At 63.7% G+C, this 17,624-nt stretch carries 19 protein-coding genes; 1 reads left to right on the top strand and 18 read right to left on the bottom strand.

Annotated features, from left to right (window positions below):
- Positions 1-23: 23 nt before the first annotated feature.
- The 17 genes from LSQ66_RS24270 to ubiE all read right to left on the bottom strand — a co-directional run bounded on the left by LSQ66_RS24270 (position 24) and on the right by ubiE (position 16,217).
- Positions 24-2,423, bottom strand: a complete 2,400-nt coding sequence (locus tag LSQ66_RS24270) for a 3-hydroxyacyl-CoA dehydrogenase/enoyl-CoA hydratase family protein (protein WP_231767717.1) — start codon at positions 2,421-2,423, stop codon at positions 24-26.
- Between the two features lie 15 nt (positions 2,424-2,438).
- Complete coding sequence (locus LSQ66_RS24265; protein WP_231767716.1) at positions 2,439-4,241, bottom strand: acyl-CoA dehydrogenase C-terminal domain-containing protein; 1,803 nt, start codon at positions 4,239-4,241, stop codon at positions 2,439-2,441.
- Positions 4,242-4,290: 49 nt separating this feature from the next.
- A complete protein-coding gene (locus LSQ66_RS24260) occupies positions 4,291-4,878 on the bottom strand; it encodes a TetR/AcrR family transcriptional regulator (RefSeq protein ID WP_231767715.1) in 588 nt (195 codons plus the stop codon).
- 225 nt (positions 4,879-5,103) lie between these two features.
- Positions 5,104-5,487 (bottom strand): RNA-binding S4 domain-containing protein, encoded by a 384-nt coding sequence (locus tag LSQ66_RS24255; RefSeq protein ID WP_231767714.1) that lies wholly within the window; start codon positions 5,485-5,487, stop codon positions 5,104-5,106.
- Complete coding sequence (gene clsB / locus LSQ66_RS24250) at positions 5,484-6,647, bottom strand: cardiolipin synthase ClsB (protein WP_231767713.1); 1,164 nt, start codon at positions 6,645-6,647, stop codon at positions 5,484-5,486. The genes LSQ66_RS24255 and clsB overlap by 4 nt, the downstream gene beginning before the upstream one ends.
- A gap of 6 nt (positions 6,648-6,653) precedes the next feature.
- A complete protein-coding gene (locus tag LSQ66_RS24245) occupies positions 6,654-7,460 on the bottom strand; it encodes an endonuclease/exonuclease/phosphatase family protein (RefSeq protein ID WP_231767712.1) in 807 nt (268 codons plus the stop codon).
- A gap of 70 nt (positions 7,461-7,530) precedes the next feature.
- Positions 7,531-7,788 carry a DUF2442 domain-containing protein gene (locus LSQ66_RS24240; protein WP_231767711.1) on the bottom strand — a complete coding sequence of 86 codons (258 nt, stop codon included), beginning with the start codon at positions 7,786-7,788 and terminating at the stop codon, positions 7,531-7,533.
- Complete coding sequence (locus tag LSQ66_RS24235) at positions 7,781-8,026, bottom strand: DUF4160 domain-containing protein (RefSeq protein WP_231767710.1); 246 nt, start codon at positions 8,024-8,026, stop codon at positions 7,781-7,783. The genes LSQ66_RS24240 and LSQ66_RS24235 overlap by 8 nt, the downstream gene beginning before the upstream one ends.
- Positions 8,027-8,093: 67 nt before the next feature.
- Positions 8,094-8,546 (bottom strand): dihydroneopterin triphosphate diphosphatase, encoded by a 453-nt coding sequence (gene nudB, locus LSQ66_RS24230; RefSeq protein ID WP_231767709.1) that lies wholly within the window; start codon positions 8,544-8,546, stop codon positions 8,094-8,096.
- Positions 8,547-8,669: 123 nt separating this feature from the next.
- Entirely contained in the window at positions 8,670-10,475 is a 1,806-nt protein-coding gene (aspS, locus tag LSQ66_RS24225; RefSeq protein WP_231767708.1) for an aspartate--tRNA ligase, read from the bottom strand.
- A gap of 29 nt (positions 10,476-10,504) precedes the next feature.
- The gene (locus LSQ66_RS24220; RefSeq protein ID WP_231770193.1) at positions 10,505-11,092 is read right to left on the bottom strand and encodes a DUF502 domain-containing protein; all 588 of its coding nucleotides are present in this window, start codon (positions 11,090-11,092) and stop codon (positions 10,505-10,507) included.
- A 20-nt stretch (positions 11,093-11,112) separates the two neighbouring features.
- Complete coding sequence (locus tag LSQ66_RS24215; RefSeq protein ID WP_231767707.1) at positions 11,113-11,394, bottom strand: FmdB family zinc ribbon protein; 282 nt, start codon at positions 11,392-11,394, stop codon at positions 11,113-11,115.
- Between the two features lie 229 nt (positions 11,395-11,623).
- Positions 11,624-12,223 (bottom strand): methyltransferase, encoded by a 600-nt coding sequence (locus LSQ66_RS24210; protein WP_231767706.1) that lies wholly within the window; start codon positions 12,221-12,223, stop codon positions 11,624-11,626.
- Positions 12,223-13,791, bottom strand: a complete 1,569-nt coding sequence (gene ubiB, locus LSQ66_RS24205) for a ubiquinone biosynthesis regulatory protein kinase UbiB (RefSeq protein ID WP_231767705.1) — start codon at positions 13,789-13,791, stop codon at positions 12,223-12,225. The genes LSQ66_RS24210 and ubiB overlap by 1 nt, the downstream gene beginning before the upstream one ends.
- Complete coding sequence (locus tag LSQ66_RS24200; protein WP_231767704.1) at positions 13,788-14,420, bottom strand: ubiquinone biosynthesis accessory factor UbiJ; 633 nt, start codon at positions 14,418-14,420, stop codon at positions 13,788-13,790. Before LSQ66_RS24200 ends, ubiB begins: the two co-directional genes overlap by 4 nt.
- Before the next feature lie 100 nt (positions 14,421-14,520).
- A complete protein-coding gene (locus LSQ66_RS24195) occupies positions 14,521-15,474 on the bottom strand; it encodes a Tim44 domain-containing protein (protein WP_231767703.1) in 954 nt (317 codons plus the stop codon).
- An 8-nt stretch (positions 15,475-15,482) separates the two neighbouring features.
- Entirely contained in the window at positions 15,483-16,217 is a 735-nt protein-coding gene (gene ubiE, locus LSQ66_RS24190) for a bifunctional demethylmenaquinone methyltransferase/2-methoxy-6-polyprenyl-1,4-benzoquinol methylase UbiE (RefSeq protein ID WP_231767702.1), read from the bottom strand.
- Between the two features lie 120 nt (positions 16,218-16,337).
- Here ubiE and LSQ66_RS24185 point away from each other — a divergent pair, with 120 nt between their 5' ends.
- On the top strand, positions 16,338-16,586 hold the full coding sequence (locus LSQ66_RS24185) for a hypothetical protein (protein WP_231767701.1): 249 nt from the start codon (positions 16,338-16,340) through the stop codon (positions 16,584-16,586).
- 80 nt (positions 16,587-16,666) lie between these two features.
- On the opposite strand, the gene LSQ66_RS24180 is transcribed toward LSQ66_RS24185, so the two are convergent.
- Positions 16,667-17,569: a hypothetical protein gene (locus tag LSQ66_RS24180; RefSeq protein WP_231767700.1), complete on the bottom strand. Its 903-nt coding sequence runs from the start codon at positions 17,567-17,569 to the stop codon at positions 16,667-16,669.
- Between the last annotated feature and the right edge of the window lie 55 nt (positions 17,570-17,624).

The following is a 17,624-nucleotide window of genomic DNA, read 5'->3' as shown; positions in this document are numbered from 1 at the left end:
CGCCAGGACAGACATGGGCCGTCTTAGTTGCGCACCGGCTTACCGGTTTGCAGCATGCCCATAATCCGCTCCTGCGATTTCGGATTGTTCAGCAGCTCCAGGAAGGCCTTGCGCTCCATGTCCAGCAGCCACTGTTCGCTCACCATGCTGCCCTGGTCGATATCGCCGCCGCTCACAATCTCGGCGATCATGTCGCCCAGCTTGTAGTCGTGGGCGGAGATGAAGCCGCCGTCGCGCATGTTGACCAGCTGGCCGCGGATGGTGCCCCAGCCGTAGCGGCCCGTCACCGGCACCAGGCGCTGGATCGGCGCGCGGTAGCCTGCGTCGAACATGGCGCGGGCCTGGACCTTGGCCACATGCAGCAGCTCATACGGATTGAACACGATTACGTCGTCTTCCTTCAGGTAGCCCATGGCCTTCGCTTCCAGCGCGGACTTCGAAACGTTCGCGGTGGCGGCGTTGGTGAAGCCGACCTTCAGGAACTGCAGGATATCGTTGCCCTTGGCTTCCTTCGCGGCGCGCACGGCCGCTTCTTTCAGGCCGCCGCCCGCTGGAATCAGGCCCACGCCCACTTCCACCAGGCCGATATACGATTCCAGTGCAGCCACGCGCTTCGATGCGTGCAGCGCCATTTCGCAGCCGCCGCCAAGGGCCAGGCCTGCCACGGCAGCCACCACCGGCACGTTCGAATACTTCATGGCCATGAAGGTATTCTGCAGTTCGCGCACGATAGGATCGACCGCCTTCGCGCCGCCAGCCATGAAGGCAGGGAGAGCGGACTGCAGGTCTGCGCCCGCCGAGAAGGCGCCGCCTTCGGCTGCATCGGTGTTCCAGATCACCAGGCCCTTGAAGCCCTTCTCCGCTTCGGCCAGGCCGCGCTGCAGGCCCTTGATCACGCCGTCGCCGATCACATGCATCTTGGTCTTCAGCGAGATCACCAGCACGTCGTCGCCGGAGTGCCACAGGCGCACGGAGTCGTCTTCGAAGACGGTGGTGCCTGCGGTTTTCGCATCGGCGCCACCGCTGCCGACGACCGGCGCGCGGAATTCCTGGCGCTTGTACACGTCCAGGTTCGAACGCGGCACATAGCTCTTGCCTGCGGCGGACCAGGAGCCCTCAGGCGTATGCACGCCCTTCTCGGCCACCGGGCCTTCGAACACCCATGCGGGCAGCGGCGCATTGGTCAGAGCCTTGCCTGCGTCGATGTCTTCCTTCACCCACTGGGCGATCTGGGTCCAGCCTGCGGCCTGCCAGGTCTCGAAGGGGCCGACGCTCCAGCCGAAGCCCCAGCGCATGGCGAAGTCCACGTCGCGCGCGTTGTCGGCGATGGTGTCCAGGTGGTAGGCAATGTAGTGGAAGGCGTCGCGGAAGATCGCCCACAGGAACTGGCCTTGCGGGTTGGTCGATTCGCGCAGCGCCTTGAATTTCTTGACCGGGTCCTTTTCCTTCAGGATGCGGCCGATAATGTCCGCCGCCTTGGCGCCGCCCGGTACGTATTCGCCGGTGGCGAAGTCCAGGCGCTGGATCTCCTTGCCCACCTTCTTGTAGAAACCCGCGCCGGTCTTCTGGCCCAGCGCGCCCTTCTCGATCAGCTTCGCCAGCACTTCAGGCGTCTTGTAGATGCTGAAGAAAGGATCGTCCGCCAGGTTGTCCTGCATGGTCTTGATCACGTGGCCCATCGTGTCCAGGCCCACCACGTCCGCCGTGCGGAAGGTGCCGGACTTGGCGCGGCCAAGCTTTGCGCCGGTGAGGTCGTCCACCACGTCCACGGACAGGCCGTACTGCGCGGCTTCGTGGATGGTGGCCAGCATGCCGAAGATGCCCACGCGGTTGGCGATGAAGTTCGGCGTATCCTTGGCGCGCACCACGCCCTTGCCCAGGGTGGAGGTGAGGAAGGTTTCGAGCTGGTCCAGGATCTCCGGCTTGGTGGCCGGGGTCGGGATCAGTTCCACCAGGTGCATGTAGCGCGGCGGGTTGAAGAAGTGCACGCCGCAGAAGCGCGATTTCAGGTCGGCGTCGAAGCCTTCCGCCAGCTTGTTGATCGGCAGGCCCGAGGTGTTGGAAGCGAAGATGGCGTTCTGGCCAATGTGCGGCGCGACCTTCTTGTACAGGTCGTGCTTCCAGTCCATGCGCTCGGCGATGGCCTCGATGATCAGGTCGCAGCCTGCCAGCAGGTCCAGGTTGTCCTCGTAGTTCGCGACCTGGATCAGCGCAGCGTCTTCCTTGTCGCCCAGCGGCGCGGGGGACAGCTTCTTCAGGTTCTCGATGGCTTTCAGGACGATGCCGTTCTTCGGAGTTCCCTCCTTGCCGGGCAAATCGAACAGCACGACCGGCACCTTGGCGTTCACGCAATGGGCGGCGATCTGCGCGCCCATCACGCCGGCACCCAGCACGGCGACTTTCTTCACGGTGAAATTGCTCATGTTTTCCTCTATCTCTTAGAACAGGTCAGCATCCAGCGCCATCAGCGAAGCGGCGCCCGAGCGGGCCTGGCGAATCAGCATTGCGGTTTCCGGCTGCAGGCGTGCAAAGTAGAAGCGCGCGGTTGCCAGCTTGGCTTTGTAGAAGTTGTCGCCCTGTGCCTCGGCGGCCCCCTGCTTTTCCAGTGCGATCTTCGCCATCTGCGCGAAGAAGTAGCTGTACACCAGATGGCCCACCACGCGCAGGTAAGGCACTGCGGCAGCGCCTACCTCATCCTGGTTCTGGAAGGCCTTCATGCCGATTTCCATGGTCAGCTTGCCAACCTTGTCGCCCAGGTCGCCCAGTGGGGTGATGAACTCGGACATGGCTTCATCCGTACCGTGTTCTTCCACGAAGGCCTTGATCTTCTCGCCGAACTTGCGCAGCTTGGCGCCGTTGTCCATGAGGATCTTGCGGCCCAGGAGGTCCAGCGACTGCACGGTGTTCGTGCCTTCGTAAATCAGGTTGATGCGCGCGTCGCGCACATACTGCTCCATGCCCCACTCGCTGATGTAGCCGTGGCCGCCGTACACCTGCATGGCTTCCGAGGTGGCGATCCAGCCGTTGTCGGTGATGAAGGCCTTGACGATAGGCGTGAGCAGCGCGACTTCGTCGGCGGCGTCCTTGCGCACTTCTTCGTCGGGGTGGTTCAGTTCGCGGTCGATCTGCAGCGCCACATAGGACGTAAAGGCGCGGCCGCCTTCGGCGTAGGCCTTGGCGGTGAGCAGCATGCGACGCACGTCAGGGTGCACGATGATCGGGTCGGCTGGCTTGTCCGGAGCCTTCACGCCGGAGAGGGAGCGCATCTGCAGGCGGTCCTTGGCGTACACCAGCGCGTTCTGGTAGGCCACTTCGGTCAGGCCCAGGGACTGCATGCCCACGCCAAGACGGGCGGCATTCATGAACACGAACATGGCGTTCAGGCCCTTGTTCGGCTGGCCGATGATCCAGCCCTTCGCGCCGTCCAGGTTCATCTGGCAGGTGGAGTTGCCGTGGATGCCCATCTTCTCTTCGATGGCGCCGCAGAAGATAGGATTGCGCTCGCCCACGGAACCGTCGGCGTTCGGCAGGAACTTCGGCACAAGGAAGAGCGAGATGCCTTTCGAGCCTTCCGGCGCGTCCGGCACGCGGGCCAGCACCAGATGCAGGATGTTCTCGGACATGTCGTGCTCACCGGCCGAGATGAAGATTTTGTTGCCGGTGATGGTCCAGGAACCGTCGCTGTTCGGCACGGCCTTGGTGCGCAGCAGGCCCAGGTCGGTGCCGCAGTGCGGTTCGGTCAGGCACATGGTGCCGGTCCACTCGCCGGAGACGAGCTTCGGCAGGTAGATCTTTTTCTGGTCGTCGGTGCCGTGCTCCTTCAGGCACTCGTAGGCGCCGTGCGACAGGCCGGGATACATGGTCCAGGCCTGGTTGGAGGAGTTCAGCATCTCGTAGAAGGAGTTGTTCAGCACGACGGGCAGGCCCTGGCCGCCGTATTCGGGATCGCAGGCCAGCGCGGCCCAGCCGCCTTCCACGTACTGCTTGTACGCTTCCTTGTAGCCCTTGGGCGTGGTGACGGTCTTGGCGGCCGCGTCGTGGTGGCAGCCTTCGCGGTCGCCGGAGTGGTTCAGGGGGAACAGCACTTCCGAGGTGAACTTCGCGCCCTCTTCCAGCACCTGGTTGATGATGTCCGCATCGGTCTCAGCGTGAGCCGGCAGTTCCTTGAGCTGCTCTTCCACCTTCAGGAACTCATGCAGCACGAACTGCATATCCCGGATTGGCGCGACGTATTGACCCATGTTTATCTCCTGACGAAACGATTATTGAAGGCAGCGCGGAAGCGCGGCGCTAGGATTGGTAATTCTCGATCAGACGGTTGAAGCCAACGCTGGCCCGCTCCACGGCGCCCGGAATGCGCAGGAAGCGCGCATCGTGGTGGACGGCGAGGATGAGGCCATACATCTCATACACCAGCTGCTGCGTATCGGTATCCGGCTTCAGGTGGCCGCAGTCCTTGGCCTGGTTGGCGGCGCGCAGGAGGGCCTGCTGCCAGGCGCCCACCATGGCCACCAGGGCCTCGCGGATGGGACCGGGGCGGTCGTCGTACTCCACCGCGCCGCTGATATAGATGCAGCCCGAGGCGATCTCCACGCTCACGCGCTTGACCCAGTGGGCAAACATGGCGCGCAGGCGCGGCAGGCCGCGGGGCTCCTTGATGCTGGGGTAAAACACTTCCTGCTCGAAACGGCGGTGGTACAGCTTCAACACTTCCAGTTGCAAGTCTTCACGCGAGCCGAAGTGAGCGAACACGCCGGACTTGCTCATGTTCATCTTATCCGCCAACAAGCCAATGGTCAGACCCTCCAGGCCGTCACGGCTGGCGAGCTCCAGGGCCACGTCCAGGATGGCGGCGCGGGTCATCTCACCCTTGCGCATAAATTTTGTCGAAGTATTAATAAGAATGGCACTCACGGTAAGAACCCATAAAGCGAAACAAGAAACTTATTCTCGCTCCATGAGTTGGCTTCGTGTGAAAAAAAATTACGAACGCTCGTACTATTATCCAGTACGGCACAAAAGTCAAACGGGATATTTAGAGCCGCCGTTCTATTGTTGAATGGCAACATTTTCTTAAAGGGGACAGACCCCTTTAAGAAATTTTTATTCGTCGCTGGCGGCGCGGTCGAGGAGGCGGCGGTCGCGCTTGGTGGGGCGGCCCTTGATGTCGGCGCCCGGCTCGTGGAAGAGGCGGCGGCGGTCCTGTTCTTTCTGGCGCCGCGCGATGGAGGCTTCGCTTTCTTCGTACAGGGTGCGGGCGATGGGCGCGGACTGGCGCTGGTCGCTGATGCCCACCACCAGCACCTCCCATTCGTCCGAGCCGTTGTCGATGTGGAGGCGCTCGCCCAGCCTGATGGTGCGGGCGGGCTTGATGCGGTCGCCGCCGATCTTCACGCGGCCGTTGTCGATGGCGTCGATGGCCAGCTGGCGGGTCTTGAAGAAGCGCGCGGCCCACAGCCATTTGTCGATGCGTACATTGTCTTTCAAGCGTATTTTCCTACTGCAAAGATGCGCATCAGCGTACGGTAGAACACGTACGCCACCTCGTAGCCGATGCGGCGGAAGCGGCCCACGTGGGCGAAGTCGTGCGCATGGATGACCACGCCCTCCGCCACCGCCCGCTCGATATGCTCGCGCAGGCTGCGGGCGAAGGCGGCGTCCTTGATGACGACGTTCGCTTCCTGGTTCAGGAACAGGCTCAGGCCGTCGACATTGCTGGAACCTACCGTGGCCCAGTCGTCGTCGATCACCGCGACCTTCGCATGCAACTGGGTCTTGTGATATTCCACCACTTTAACGCCGGAGGCAAGGAGCTTGGGGTAGAAGGAATGGGCCACGGCGTCCTGCAGCCAGATCTCGCCCACGCCGATGAGCAGCACCACCTCCACGCCGCGCTGCGCGGCCTGCGAGAGGGCGCGGCGGAATTTGCGGCCGGGCGCGAAATAGGGATTGGCGATGAGCACGCTCTTGCGGGCCCGGCCCAGGGCCTTCAGGTAGGCGCGCTGGATGGTCATGCGGTTGCGCAGGTTGTCGCGCACCACGAAGCCGGCCTGCACCAAGGCTTCGCGGCTGATCTTATCGACCTTGCGCATGTCGCGGTAAAGCCCGATACGCCTGACAACCGACATCTTCCCCAACCGCTGCCATTGCGCCGCCGCTTCCTGGTGGATGGCCGCCACCAGTGGGCCGCGCACGGCCACGGCGAAGTCCCAGCGCGGCGCGCTCAGGGGGATGCTGTGGTCGTAGTCGCAGAACATGTCGTCGTTGATATTGATGCCGCCGACGAAGGCCAGGGAGCGATCCACCACGCACACTTTGCGATGGGTGCGCGTGACGCCGCGCAGAAACCAGGGATTGAAAATGCGGTGCTCGACCCCGGCTTCGAGCAGTTGCGCATGCATGCGGCTCACCTGGCTGTGGCCGGTGCCGAACCAGTCGGTGATCATGCGCACCGCAACGCCCCTCTTTGCCGCCGCCATCAGTGCCGCCAGCACGCGCTGCCCGGTTTCATCGTCCGCGAAGATATAGGTCTCGAAGTAGATATCGTACTGCGCGGCATCGATGGCTTCGACCAGGGCGGGGAAGTAATCGGTGCCGCAGTGCAGGAGGGTGACTTCGTTATCGGCGATGAAATCGACAGGACGCATGTGTCGCTAGAGTTTTAAGGTAGCCACGATCGGCGCATGGTCGGACAGCTTGGCCCACAACTGGCCGTGCAGGACCTCAGCCGATTCTACCTTGAAGCCGCGCACGTAGATGCGATCCAGGCGAAAGAAGGGCAAGGCAGCGGGGAAGGTGCGGGCCGGACGGATCGCCGCCTTTTTCCGGGCCAGGGTACGGACCAGGTCGCCCAGGCTGGAGCCGGAGCCGATCTCGTCAAACACCTCAACCACTCCCAGCGCCTTGCGCAGTTTGGCGCTTAAGGTATTGCGCCAGTCGTTGAAATCGCCGGCGATGATCACCGGCTCGTTATTCGGGGCGGACAGGTTGACCGCATCGATCAGGGCATCCACCTGGCGCACCCGGCTTCGCTCGAACAGGCCCAGGTGGATCACGTAGCAGTGCACGATGCCCTTGGGCGTCTCCACGATGGAGTGCAGGATGCCGCGCGCCTCGTAGGCGTGGTCGGAGATATCCGTATTGGTCCACTTCTGGATGGGCCAGCGGGTCAGCAGGGCATTGCCGTGGTGGCCGTGGTCGTACTGCGCGTTCAGGCCGTAGACGGACTGGTGCGACTCGCCCGCGAAGAACTCGTGCTGGCTGCCCTGGGGCCAGTGGCGGTGGCCATGCCGCTCCTCGCCGTAGCGCGCCGCAATGCGGTCGTGCTGGCCCTGGACTTCCTGCAGGAAGATCAGGTCCGCCTCGAAGGCCGCGATCGCCTGCTTGAGGGCGTGCACCCGCGGATGGCTGCGGTAGGACATGCCCTTGTGGATGTTGTAGGTGGCGACGCGAATCTTCATGGAATTATTGTAGCGCCAAGAAGACTCTTACTCCGATTCAATTGTGCGGCGGCGGCACGGTTGAAGGCGCCTACTTGGATGCCGCACTCTGTCTGGTCCGGTCTCCATATCCCAGCATCAGGTGCTCGACGCTGATGTCCTCATCCAATGCGTCCCAGTGCAGGCCAGTTCCGCCACCGCTGATGATCCATTGTTCTCGCTCGGCCGTGGACGCCTGCTGAAGCCTGGGGAAGAAGGATAGCGGCACCCCCAGAACACGTCCATCGGTCATATGTACCCACATGTTTTCCGCATCGAAGGCCACTCGTCTGGCAAATGAATTACTCATCGAAAAAATCCTCCCACGCTTTTATGAAGAGCTGCCGGTTGGCGCGCGCTATGCGCACAAGTTCTCGCAATTCCGTTGCATTGAATCCTCGCGCCGCCGCGACCGAGACGCTGGGGTACAACCAGAGCTTGGCCACCGCGCTCCCGTGCCGTACGTGGACGTGCGGCGGTTCCCTGGGCAATCCCTCGTTTGAGAAAAAGAAGAATACGTTACCTTTGTAGCGCAGCAAAACGGGCATGGCAAGCTCCGACGCACAGCAGACCTCGTCATGCTAGTGCGCGTTCGCCCGCTTGATTTGCGCTGGGTCAGCGGGATAACTGGCGGGGGAGCTGGAGGATGGCTTCGGCGTTGGAGGGGCTGAAGCATTTGTCGGCGGCTTCCAGGTAGGGGAGCCAGATGTGGGCCGTGTGCTCGCGCGGGCTGAGCAGGATGGGGATGTCGCGCGGGACTTCGACGCTGAAGATGTGCTCCGTGTTCTGCGTCACCCCCGGCGCGTAGCGGTGGCGCCAGACGGGGTAGATTTCGTAGACGTTGCTCATGCCCCAGTCGCGCAGCTTGATGCGCTCGCCGTCCGCGACGATGCCGGTTTCTTCGAAGAGCTCGCGGGTGGCGGTGGTGAGCAGCGGCTCGTCGATGGCGTCGAGGGAGCCGGTGACGGATTGCCAGTAGCCGGGGTTGGCGGTGCGCTCGATGAGCAGCACTTCCAGGTCGGCGGTGTGGATGACTACTAGGACGGATTCGGGGATTTTGTACGTCATCTGCCGGACGGACTGTGTTCGGTTGTCGACTGGGATTTCGGGGACAGACCCTGGTTAGCGGAGCTAAGCAGGGTCTGTCCCCTCTGCCAACAAAAAAGGGCGCCTGTGGGCGCCCTTTTGTTTTTAGCCGGCGACTTTCGGTTCGGCGGCGCGCAGGCGGATGTGGAGCTCGCGCAGCTGCTTCTCGTCGACTTCCGACGGAGCGTGCGTCAGCAGGTCCTGGGCGCGCTGGGTCTTCGGGAAGGCGATCACGTCGCGGATCGAATCGGACTTGGTCATCAAGGTCACGATGCGGTCCAGGCCGAAAGCCAGGCCGCCGTGCGGAGGCGCGCCGTACTGCAGCGCGTCCAGCAGGAAGCCGAACTTCAGGCGCGCTTCTTCGGCGCCGATCTTCAGCGCGCGGAATACCTTGGACTGCACTTCTTCGCGGTGGATACGGATCGAGCCGCCACCCAGTTCCCAGCCGTTCAGCACCATGTCGTAGGCCTTGGCAATGCAGGCGCCCGGATTGGTCTCCAGCATGTCTTCGTGGCCGTCCTTCGGCGCGGTGAAGGGGTGGTGGGTCGCGGTCCAGCGGTCGTCTTCCTCGTCGTACTCGAACATCGGGAAGTCGATCACCCACAGCGGGGCCCACACGTCGTCGAACAGGCCGTTGGCCTTGCCGAATTCGGAGTGGCCGATCTTCACGCGCAGCGCGCCAATGGCGTCGTTGACGATCTTCGCCTTGTCGGCGCCGAAGAAGATCAGGTCGCCGTCCTGGGCGCCCGTCAGTTCCAGGATCTTGTTCAGGGCTTCGTCGTGGATGTTCTTCACGATCGGCGACTGCAGGCCGTCGCGGCCCTTGGCCTTCTCGTTGACCTTGATGTAGGCCAGGCCCTTGGCGCCGTAGATGGCCACGAACTGGGTGTAGGCGTCGATTTCGGAACGCGGCATGTCCGCGCCCTTCGGCACGCGCATGCCCACCACACGGCCGTTAGGCATGTTGGCGGCGCCGGAGAAGACCTTGAACTCCACGTCCTTCATCACGTCGGTCAGTTCGGTGAATTCCAGCTTGACGCGCATGTCCGGCTTGTCCGAACCGTACTTGCCCATCGCTTCGGAGAAGTTCATCACCGGGAAGGGGTTCGGCAGGTCGATTTCCAGGGTGTTCTTGAAGACCTTGCGGATCATGTCTTCGAACAGGTCGCGGATCTCCTGCTCGTTCAGGAAGGAGGTCTCGCAGTCGATCTGGGTGAACTCGGGCTGGCGGTCGGCGCGCAGGTCTTCGTCGCGGAAGCACTTGGTGATCTGGTAGTAGCGGTCGAAGTTCGCCACCATCAGCAGCTGCTTGAACAGCTGTGGCGACTGCGGCAGCGCGAAGAACTGGCCCGCGTTCACGCGCGACGGCACCAGGTAGTCGCGCGCGCCTTCCGGCGTGGACTTGGTCAGGGTCGGGGTCTCGATGTCGATGAAGCCCAGGGAGTCCAGGTACTTGCGCACTTCCATGGTGACCTTGTAGCGCAGGCGCAGGTTGTTCTGCATCTGCGGACGGCGCAGGTCCAGCACGCGGTGGGTCAGGCGGGTGGTTTCGGACAGGTTGTCGTCGTCCAGCTGGAAGGGCACGGCCACCGAAGGATTCAGCACTTCGAGCTGGGTGCACACCACTTCGATCTTGCCCGACTTGAGGTTGGCGTTCACGGTGCCGGCCAGACGGTCCTTCACCAGGCCGGTCACGCGCAGGCAGTACTCGTTACGCACGGATTCTGCCACCTTGAACACTTCCGCCTGGTCCGGATTGCAGACCACCTGCACCAGGCCTTCGCGGTCGCGCAGGTCGATGAAGATCACGCCGCCGTGATCGCGGCGACGGTGCACCCAGCCGCACAGGCTGACGGTTTGGCCCAGCAGTGCTTCGGTGGTGAGGCCGCAGTATTGAGTACGCATTGACATGGTTAATTCTCAGTTCAGGTTAAATTGGTTCATTCGGGCGCAACCACGCCCATCGAAACGATGTACTTCAGGGCGGCATCGACGCTCATGTCGAGTTCCACGACCTTGTCCTTCGCCAGCATGAGGAAGAAGCCGGAGGTGGGGTTGGGCGTCGTCGGCACGTAGACGCTCACGTAGTCGCCCACCAGGTGGTTCTTCACGTCCCCGCCCGGCGTACCGGTGAGGAAGCCGATGGTCCAGCTGTTCTCGTGCGGGTAAGGCACCAGCACGGCCTTGCGGAAGGCGTTGCCGGACGAGGAGAACAGCGTGTCCGACACCTGCTTGACGCTGCCATACAGGGAGCTCACCACGGGAATGCGGTTCAGCAGCTTTTCCCACAGGCGCACGACGTAGTTGCCGATCAGGTTATTGGCCAGCAGGCCGACCAGGAACACGATGAGGATGGTCAGGATGGTGCCCAGACCAGGGATGTCGAATCCGATCAGGGTGCGCGGCTGCCAGCGTTCGGGAACGAAGAGCAGCGACTGGTCCATCGTGCTGATGACGAGGTTCAGCACCCAGGCGGTAATCGCCAGGGGAACCAGGATCAGCAGACCGGTGATGAAGTATTTGCGCATCGTGTTCAAGGGCTCTCGCTTTAATCGGTGCTGCCGGATGGGGCGGGCGCTGGGGCCGGCGCCGCTGCCGGGGCGTCAGCCTTCGCGCCGCCGGACACGCCGGTGGCCGGCGCATTGCCGCCGCCGCGGAAGTCGGTCACATACCAGCCCGTTCCCTTCAGCTGGAAACCGGCTGCGGTCAATTGTTTCTTGAAGGTGGATTTGCCGCAGGATGGGCAATCAGTGAGCTGCGGATCGGAGATCTTTTGCAGCACGTCCTTGGTAAAGCCACAATCCTCGCAGCGGTAAGCATAGATTGGCATCTGTCTCTCCGCAAAAATCTACAAAAACCCTGAATTATAAAGCTTTTTTGGCGGTGATTGGCGATTTTGGGCGAGGGAACCGATGGCAGAGGGGACAGACCCCGCAGGGGGTCTGTCCCCGAGAGCTTGGTCCGCCACCGAACATGGTTGGCGGACTGTGGTCGGTGGCGGACTGGGTTACCGGGGTCAGACCCTGGTTAGCGGAGCTAAGCAGGGTCTGCCCCCTGCCTTATTGCCGGCGCCATTCGAGCCAGAGTTCTCGGCCGGCGAAGACCGGGAGGGAGTCCGTCACCGGCTCTTCGGCCGCCAACGTGAAGGCGGGGGCCATCAGCCGGTCAAGGGCTTCGCGGCGGATGCCGAAGGGCGGGCCCTTCACGGTGTCCGTGCAGAAGAAATAGCCTGCCAGGATACCGCCCGGCGGCAGCAACGCTGCCCAGCGTTTGGCCACGGACGGCCACATCGCAGGCGGCATGGCGCACAGGAAGGCGCGTTCGTAGATCAGGTCCAGGGCGCGCGGCGGCGCGTAGGCGAAGAAATCGGCTTCCACCACCCGGCCTGCCCAGCGGCCGACTGCCGCCTTGCCCTGGGCGACGGCGGAAGGAGAGAAATCGATGGCGGTGGCGTCCCAGCCCGCCTCGCACATCAGCGCCAGCTCGTAGGCGCTGCCGCAGCCGGGAATCAGCGCCACGGGCGCCCTGCCCGGCCACTCCGCCACGTAGCGCGCCACGCGCTCGGGGGCGCCGCCCCGGTCCCAGGGCGTGAAGTCCTTGTCGAAGCGCTCGTCCCAGAACGCCGGGGACAGGGGATCGCGGCTCTGGAAGTCGGGCATCAGGAGCCGCCGTGCCAGTGCATCCAGGCCTGGAAGCCCACCGTGCCGACGATGAAGGCGCCCACGAAGAAGACGAAGAAGCCCAGCAGGCGGTTGGTGCGGCGCTGCTCTTCCGCCAGCTCGCGCAGGAGGTCGCGGTTGGAGGTGTCGCGGTCGGCGATGGCCGTCAGGGCCTGCTGCGTCAGGCGCGGCAGCGCAGGCAGGATGTGGGAGTAGCGCGGCGCCTCCGCCTTCAGGCGTTCGATCAGGCCGCGCCAGCCCACCTGCTCGGCCATCCAGCGCTCCAGATAGGGCTTGGCGGTCTTCCACAGGTCGAGGTCGGGGTCCAGCGCGCGGCCGAGCCCTTCGATATTGAGCAGCGTCTTTTGCAGCAGTACGAGCTGGGGCTGCACTTCCACGTTGAAGCGGCGCGAGGTCTGGAACAGGCGCAGGAGAATCTGGCCGAAGGAGATGTCCTTCAGCGGACGGTCGAAAATGGGTTCGCAGCAGGCGCGCACGGCGGCCTCCAGCTCGTCCACCCGCGTGTTCTTGGGCGCCCAGCCGGATTCGATGTGGGCCTCGGCCACACGCTTGTAATCGCGGCGGAAGAAGGCGAGGAAGTTCTGCGACAGGTAGTCCTTGTCGTAGTCGTTCAGGGTGCCCACGATGCCGAAGTCCAGCGCGATATAGCGGCCAAAGCTGGCCGGGTCGATGGACACGAGGATGTTCCCGGGGTGCATATCGGCGTGGAAGAAGCCGTCGCGGAACACCTGGGTGAAGAAGATTTCCACGCCGTCGCTGGAGAGCTTCTTCAGGTCCACGCCCGCCTCGACCAGGCGCTCAGTCTGCGACACGGGAATGCCGTTCATGCGCTCCATGGTGATGACGCTGCTGGAGCAGTAGTCCCAGAACATCTCGGGCACCATGAGCAGCTTCGAGTCGGCGAAGTTGCGGCGCAGCTGGGCGGCGTTGGCCGCCTCGCGCATCAGGTCCAGTTCATCGTGCAGGTACTTGTCGAACTCGTGCACCACTTCCTTCATCTTCAGGCGCTTGCTGTCGGCCCAGACGTGGTTGATGAAGTTGGCGGCCATGTGCATCAGTGCCACGTCTTCATCGATCAGCTTCTTCATGCCGGGGCGCAGCACCTTCACGGCCACCTGGGTGCCGTCCGGCAGCGCGGCGAAGTGCACCTGGGCGATGGAGGCGGAGGCCACGGGAATGCGCTCGAAGCGCGCGAACAGCTGGTCCGGATGGGCGCCGAGGGAACGCTCGATCTGGGCCACGGCCAGGTCGGAATCGAAAGGCGGCACGCGGTCCTGCAGCTTGGAGAGCTCGAAGACGATATCGGGCGGCACCAGGTCGCTGCGGGTGGAGAGCACCTGGCCCAGCTTCACGAAGATGGGGCCCAGCTCTTCCAGCGCCAGGCGCAGGCGCACGCCGCGCGGGGTGGAAAGGTCGCGCCAGAAGAAGGCAAAGTCGAGGAAACGGCTGATGCGCGGCTTGTCGAAGCCGGAGATGGCAATCTCGTCCAGGCCGTATTTGACGAGAACGCGGAGGATACGTACGAGCCGCAGGAATTTCAGAATCATCGATTGTCCGTATGGTGGGGCGCAGCGGCCAGCTTGCGTTCCAGTTTTTCCAGTCGCTTGGCAAAGCGCTCCACGTCGTCGCGCAGGCGGGTCACGTCACCCGCGAATTCTTCCGCCACCATGGGGCGTATCAGCACCTGCTTCTCCTCCAGGAAGTACTCGGCCATGTTTTCGCTCAGCTTGCGCTGGCCCGTCTTCAGGGAGGCCACGGCGGCCTTGGCCCCGGCCACCAAGCGCACGGCGGCAATCGGCCCGAACAGCTTTTCCAGGTCGTGCTCGGCCTCCCAGCGCAGGGACTGGCTCAGGCGCGAAATGGCATTGGCGAATTCCGCATCGCCTTCGATCTGCACATAGGAGAAGGCGCGCTCGCGGTTCTGCGCGATGAGCGGCAGGTCCGAGAGCTTGAGGCGGATGGTCACCGACGGTTCCGCGTCCGCCGGCGCCCCTTCCACCATGCCGTCCGCCGCCACGCGCAGGCGCAGGGAAACGGGCGGGGCCTCGATGGCGGCCGTCTTGCCCGCGTACTGCTTGAGCTCCTGGCGCGCCCAGGGCTCCTGCGCCAGCAGGTGATTGATGGTGGCCGCCGCCGGAGCGCTCAGCGTGGGCAGCGCGGATGGAAATGGGAACATGGTCTTAACCGTGGAGGACGCACAAAACAAAGCCGCCCGGAAATTCCTGGGCGGCTTCGATCTTACCAGTTTGCTGGGCAAAAGCCCTGCACGCCGGGTATCAGGCGAGCTGCTGAATGCCTCCCAGCAGCCAGCCGCCCGCGCCGTTGACGGGCTTGACCAGGTTCCAGACCTCGTTGAAGGGCTCGGCCAGGGCGTCCGGCGCGGGCTTGATCTGGCCCGTGAACTGGACGGAAGCCAGGTAGTCCGTGCCGTTGTTCTCGATGCCCAGCAGCTCGGCGTCGATCTGCACCACGTCCGTGTAGTCGGCCTTGCCGCCGCGTTCCTGGATCTGCATCTTCAGCTCGGCGAACACTTCCGGGGTGGTGAATTCGCGGATATCGTTCACGTCGGCCTTGTCCCAGGCCGCCTGCAGGCGGATGAAGTTGCTCTTCGCATGGCGCAGGAAGGAAGCCTGGTCGAAGTCGGCAGGCACGCCCCATTGCTGGTGCGGGATCGCAGCAGGCTGGGCAGGCTGCACGGGATCGAAGGCCGAAGGCTGCAGGCGCGATCCGATTTCCGGCGTGCTGCTGCCGCCCTGCACAGGCTGGGGCGCGCTGAACTTGTCACCGAAATTGCCGCTGAAACCGCTCGGCGCCGCCACGGCGGGCTGGGAACGGCGGCGGAACATGTTGATCAGGAAGAAGATCACGCCCACCACCAGCAGCACGGTCAGGATCGAGCCCAGGGCGCTGGCCAGTCCCGCGCCCATGCCGAAGTGCGAGAACAGGGCGCCCAGGCCCAGGCCCAGCAGCGCGCCGCCCAGGATGCCCTTCCAGGGGCTGGGGCGGGCGGCAGGCGGGGCGGCCGGGGTGGGCGCAGGCGCGGCGGCCGGACGCTGGGCGCCCTGGGTCGGCGACTGCACCGGCGCCGGACGCGGCGCCATGCGGCTCACGTTCGAGGACTGGCGGCCGAAGGAACGACCGCCGCCCATGGGACGCGCCATCAGCTCGGCCGTCATGCTCAGCGCCGCAAGGGCGACGGTGGCGGTAATCAGAAACTTCTTGATGTTCATGGCAATTCCTAGAGTTTGATACCGGTGTGTAAAGCGGCCACACCTGCCGTCAGGTTGAAATACTCCACGCGCTCCAGACCGGCTGCCTGCATCATGGTCTTGAGCGTTTCCTGGTCCGGGTGCATGCGGATGGACTCGGCCAGGTAGCGGTAGCTCTCCGCATCGCCCGCGATCTTCTGGCCCATCCACGGCAGCACCGAGAAGGAATAGAGGTCGTAAGGCTTCTGCAGGGGCGCCGCCACTTTCGAGAACTCCAGCACCAGCAGCTTGCCGCCCGGCTTCAGCACCCGCCGCATTTCGGACAGGGCCACATCCTTGTGCGTCATGTTGCGCAGGCCGAAGGCCACGCTCACGCGGTCGAAGTAGTTGTCCGGGAAAGGCAGTTTTTCCGCATCGCACAGCAAGGTGGGGGTCACCAGGCCGCGGTTCAAGAGGCGATCGCGTCCGACGCGCAGCATGGACTCGTTGATATCCGTGAGCCAGACCTCGCCGGTGGGCCCCGCCTGCTTGGCGAAGACCTTGGCCAGGTCGCCCGTGCCGCCCGCAATATCCAGCACCTTGAAGCCCGGACGCACGGCGGCGTTAGCAATAGTGAAAGTCTTCCAGAGGCGGTGCAGGCCGGCCGACATCACGTCGTTCATGATGTCGTACTTGGCGGCAACAGAGTGGAAAACCTTGGCGACTTCCTTGACTTTGTCGTCCTCGGCCACGGTCTTGTAGCCGAAATGGGTGGTATTGCTCATTGTTTAGGCAGCCCCTGTAAAGATTGACAGCATTATACAAGCGCGCCCCGAAAAACCCTGTCAACCGGATCGATCACGTCCGCGTTATTGGCTGAGATTAGTCAACACACGGAGCAAGGAATGGATCTTCAGCACAAACTGCCAGCGGATATTTACTTCCCTGATATTGATGAAGCCACGAAACATTTCATTGATGCAACTCACGCCCAGTCGCGCCACGCGCTGAACGAAGAGCCGCACCCCATGGAATTCAACCCCGAAGCAGTGCGCAAGCTGTCGCCTCCCGCCCGCGCCGTGTTCCGCTACATCTGGGAACGCGAGCAGCGCAGCTACGAAGAATTCATGCGCCGCAAGCGCGTCACCAACTAAGTTTCGCCCGCAGCAGGTTCCAGCCGAGCCCGTGTCCACTTTTGGGGTCTGACCCCAAGGTGGACACGGGCTCGGCTGTTTTATTTGCCGTCGAAGGTCCAGCGGACTTCGACGTTGAGGGTCTGCTCGCCCTGGCCTGCCATGGACGAGGACAGGGGCGCCTTCAGCGTGGTGCGCTGGACGCCGCTGCGGGCGCCGCCGTTCAGCTGGGCGAAGGCCCATTTCATGGCGTCGGCATTGAGCAGCAGCTGGGAATCGGCCGAGTCATGGGTGACGTGGCCCGCGTCCGTGCTGCGGTGGCGGCCCTTGATGACCGGCACCGCGAGGCGGGAGTAGAGCTTGCCCGTGCGGCTGTCCACCGTCACGCTGCCAATGCATACCGTCGCCTTTTCCAGTTCCCCGGCCTTGAAATCGGCGGCGACCTTGGTCGTGAAGGGACGCATGCCTGCCACGTCCGAGTAGGCGCCTTCTTCGCTGTCGGCGATCTTCGCGGTGAACTCGCCCTTGCACTGGGCGGCGCCGACGGGGATGTAGTTGAAGTAGCGGCCTTCGTCCGCGGAGTGGTCGGGCGCCGGGGCGGCCCAGGAAGCGGTTTCCTTGGCCATCTTCAGGGCGACCGCCTGCATGCAGTTGACGTCGTTGCGGCAGGCCTCGGCCTCCTTCTGCATCCGCATCATCACCTCTTTCTGCTTCTCCGGGGACGGCGCGCGGGCGCGCGAGGCTGCGGCGTACTTCTCCATTTCGGCTGCATTGCCCGCGTCGTCCAGCATGTTCCTGTCGTCGCCGTCGCCGGAGCGCATGACATTGAAAGCCATGTGCACATTCTGGGCAGTGGTGGATCGGGAATAGTCTTTGCCGCGCTGGGTCTGGCCCTTGCCCTCGATTTTGACGTCGACAGTCAGGCGGCCGTAATGGTCGGCGGCGGATACGGAAGCCGCGGCGGCAAAGGCCAGCACGGCGAGCGGGAAGCGGGCAAGGGTCATGATGTCCTCGGACGAAAAAGCCCGAAGTTAGCACGCCCTCACTGTCGCGGTCTGT

The sequence above is a fragment of the Massilia endophytica genome, assembly GCF_021165955.1.
GTDB lineage: Bacteria > Pseudomonadota > Gammaproteobacteria > Burkholderiales > Burkholderiaceae_D > Rugamonas > Rugamonas endophytica.
Note: the sequence above shows the minus strand (reverse complement) of the source record. Positions and strands in the feature narration are given on the sequence as shown.

Coding starts and splice junctions, on each gene's coding strand:
- nudB (WP_231767709.1), bottom strand. CDS start 8,546: ATGACGTACAAAATCCCCGAATCCGTCCTAGTAGTCATCCACACCGCC.
- LSQ66_RS24270 (WP_231767717.1), bottom strand. CDS start 2,423: ATGAGCAATTTCACCGTGAAGAAAGTCGCCGTGCTGGGTGCCGGCGTG.
- ubiB (WP_231767705.1), bottom strand. CDS start 13,791: ATGATTCTGAAATTCCTGCGGCTCGTACGTATCCTCCGCGTTCTCGTC.
- LSQ66_RS24195 (WP_231767703.1), bottom strand. CDS start 15,474: ATGAACATCAAGAAGTTTCTGATTACCGCCACCGTCGCCCTTGCGGCG.
- aspS (WP_231767708.1), bottom strand. CDS start 10,475: ATGTCAATGCGTACTCAATACTGCGGCCTCACCACCGAAGCACTGCTG.
- LSQ66_RS24245 (WP_231767712.1), bottom strand. CDS start 7,460: ATGAAGATTCGCGTCGCCACCTACAACATCCACAAGGGCATGTCCTAC.
- LSQ66_RS24265 (WP_231767716.1), bottom strand. CDS start 4,241: ATGGGTCAATACGTCGCGCCAATCCGGGATATGCAGTTCGTGCTGCAT.
- LSQ66_RS24220 (WP_231770193.1), bottom strand. CDS start 11,092: ATGCGCAAATACTTCATCACCGGTCTGCTGATCCTGGTTCCCCTGGCG.
- LSQ66_RS24210 (WP_231767706.1), bottom strand. CDS start 12,223: ATGCCCGACTTCCAGAGCCGCGATCCCCTGTCCCCGGCGTTCTGGGAC.
- LSQ66_RS24240 (WP_231767711.1), bottom strand. CDS start 7,788: ATGAGTAATTCATTTGCCAGACGAGTGGCCTTCGATGCGGAAAACATG.
- ubiE (WP_231767702.1), bottom strand. CDS start 16,217: ATGAGCAATACCACCCATTTCGGCTACAAGACCGTGGCCGAGGACGAC.
- LSQ66_RS24200 (WP_231767704.1), bottom strand. CDS start 14,420: ATGTTCCCATTTCCATCCGCGCTGCCCACGCTGAGCGCTCCGGCGGCG.
- LSQ66_RS24235 (WP_231767710.1), bottom strand. CDS start 8,026: ATGCCCGTTTTGCTGCGCTACAAAGGTAACGTATTCTTCTTTTTCTCA.
- clsB (WP_231767713.1), bottom strand. CDS start 6,647: ATGCGTCCTGTCGATTTCATCGCCGATAACGAAGTCACCCTCCTGCAC.
- LSQ66_RS24260 (WP_231767715.1), bottom strand. CDS start 4,878: ATGCGCAAGGGTGAGATGACCCGCGCCGCCATCCTGGACGTGGCCCTG.
- LSQ66_RS24215 (WP_231767707.1), bottom strand. CDS start 11,394: ATGCCAATCTATGCTTACCGCTGCGAGGATTGTGGCTTTACCAAGGAC.
- LSQ66_RS24185 (WP_231767701.1), top strand. CDS start 16,338: ATGGATCTTCAGCACAAACTGCCAGCGGATATTTACTTCCCTGATATT.
- LSQ66_RS24180 (WP_231767700.1), bottom strand. CDS start 17,569: ATGACCCTTGCCCGCTTCCCGCTCGCCGTGCTGGCCTTTGCCGCCGCG.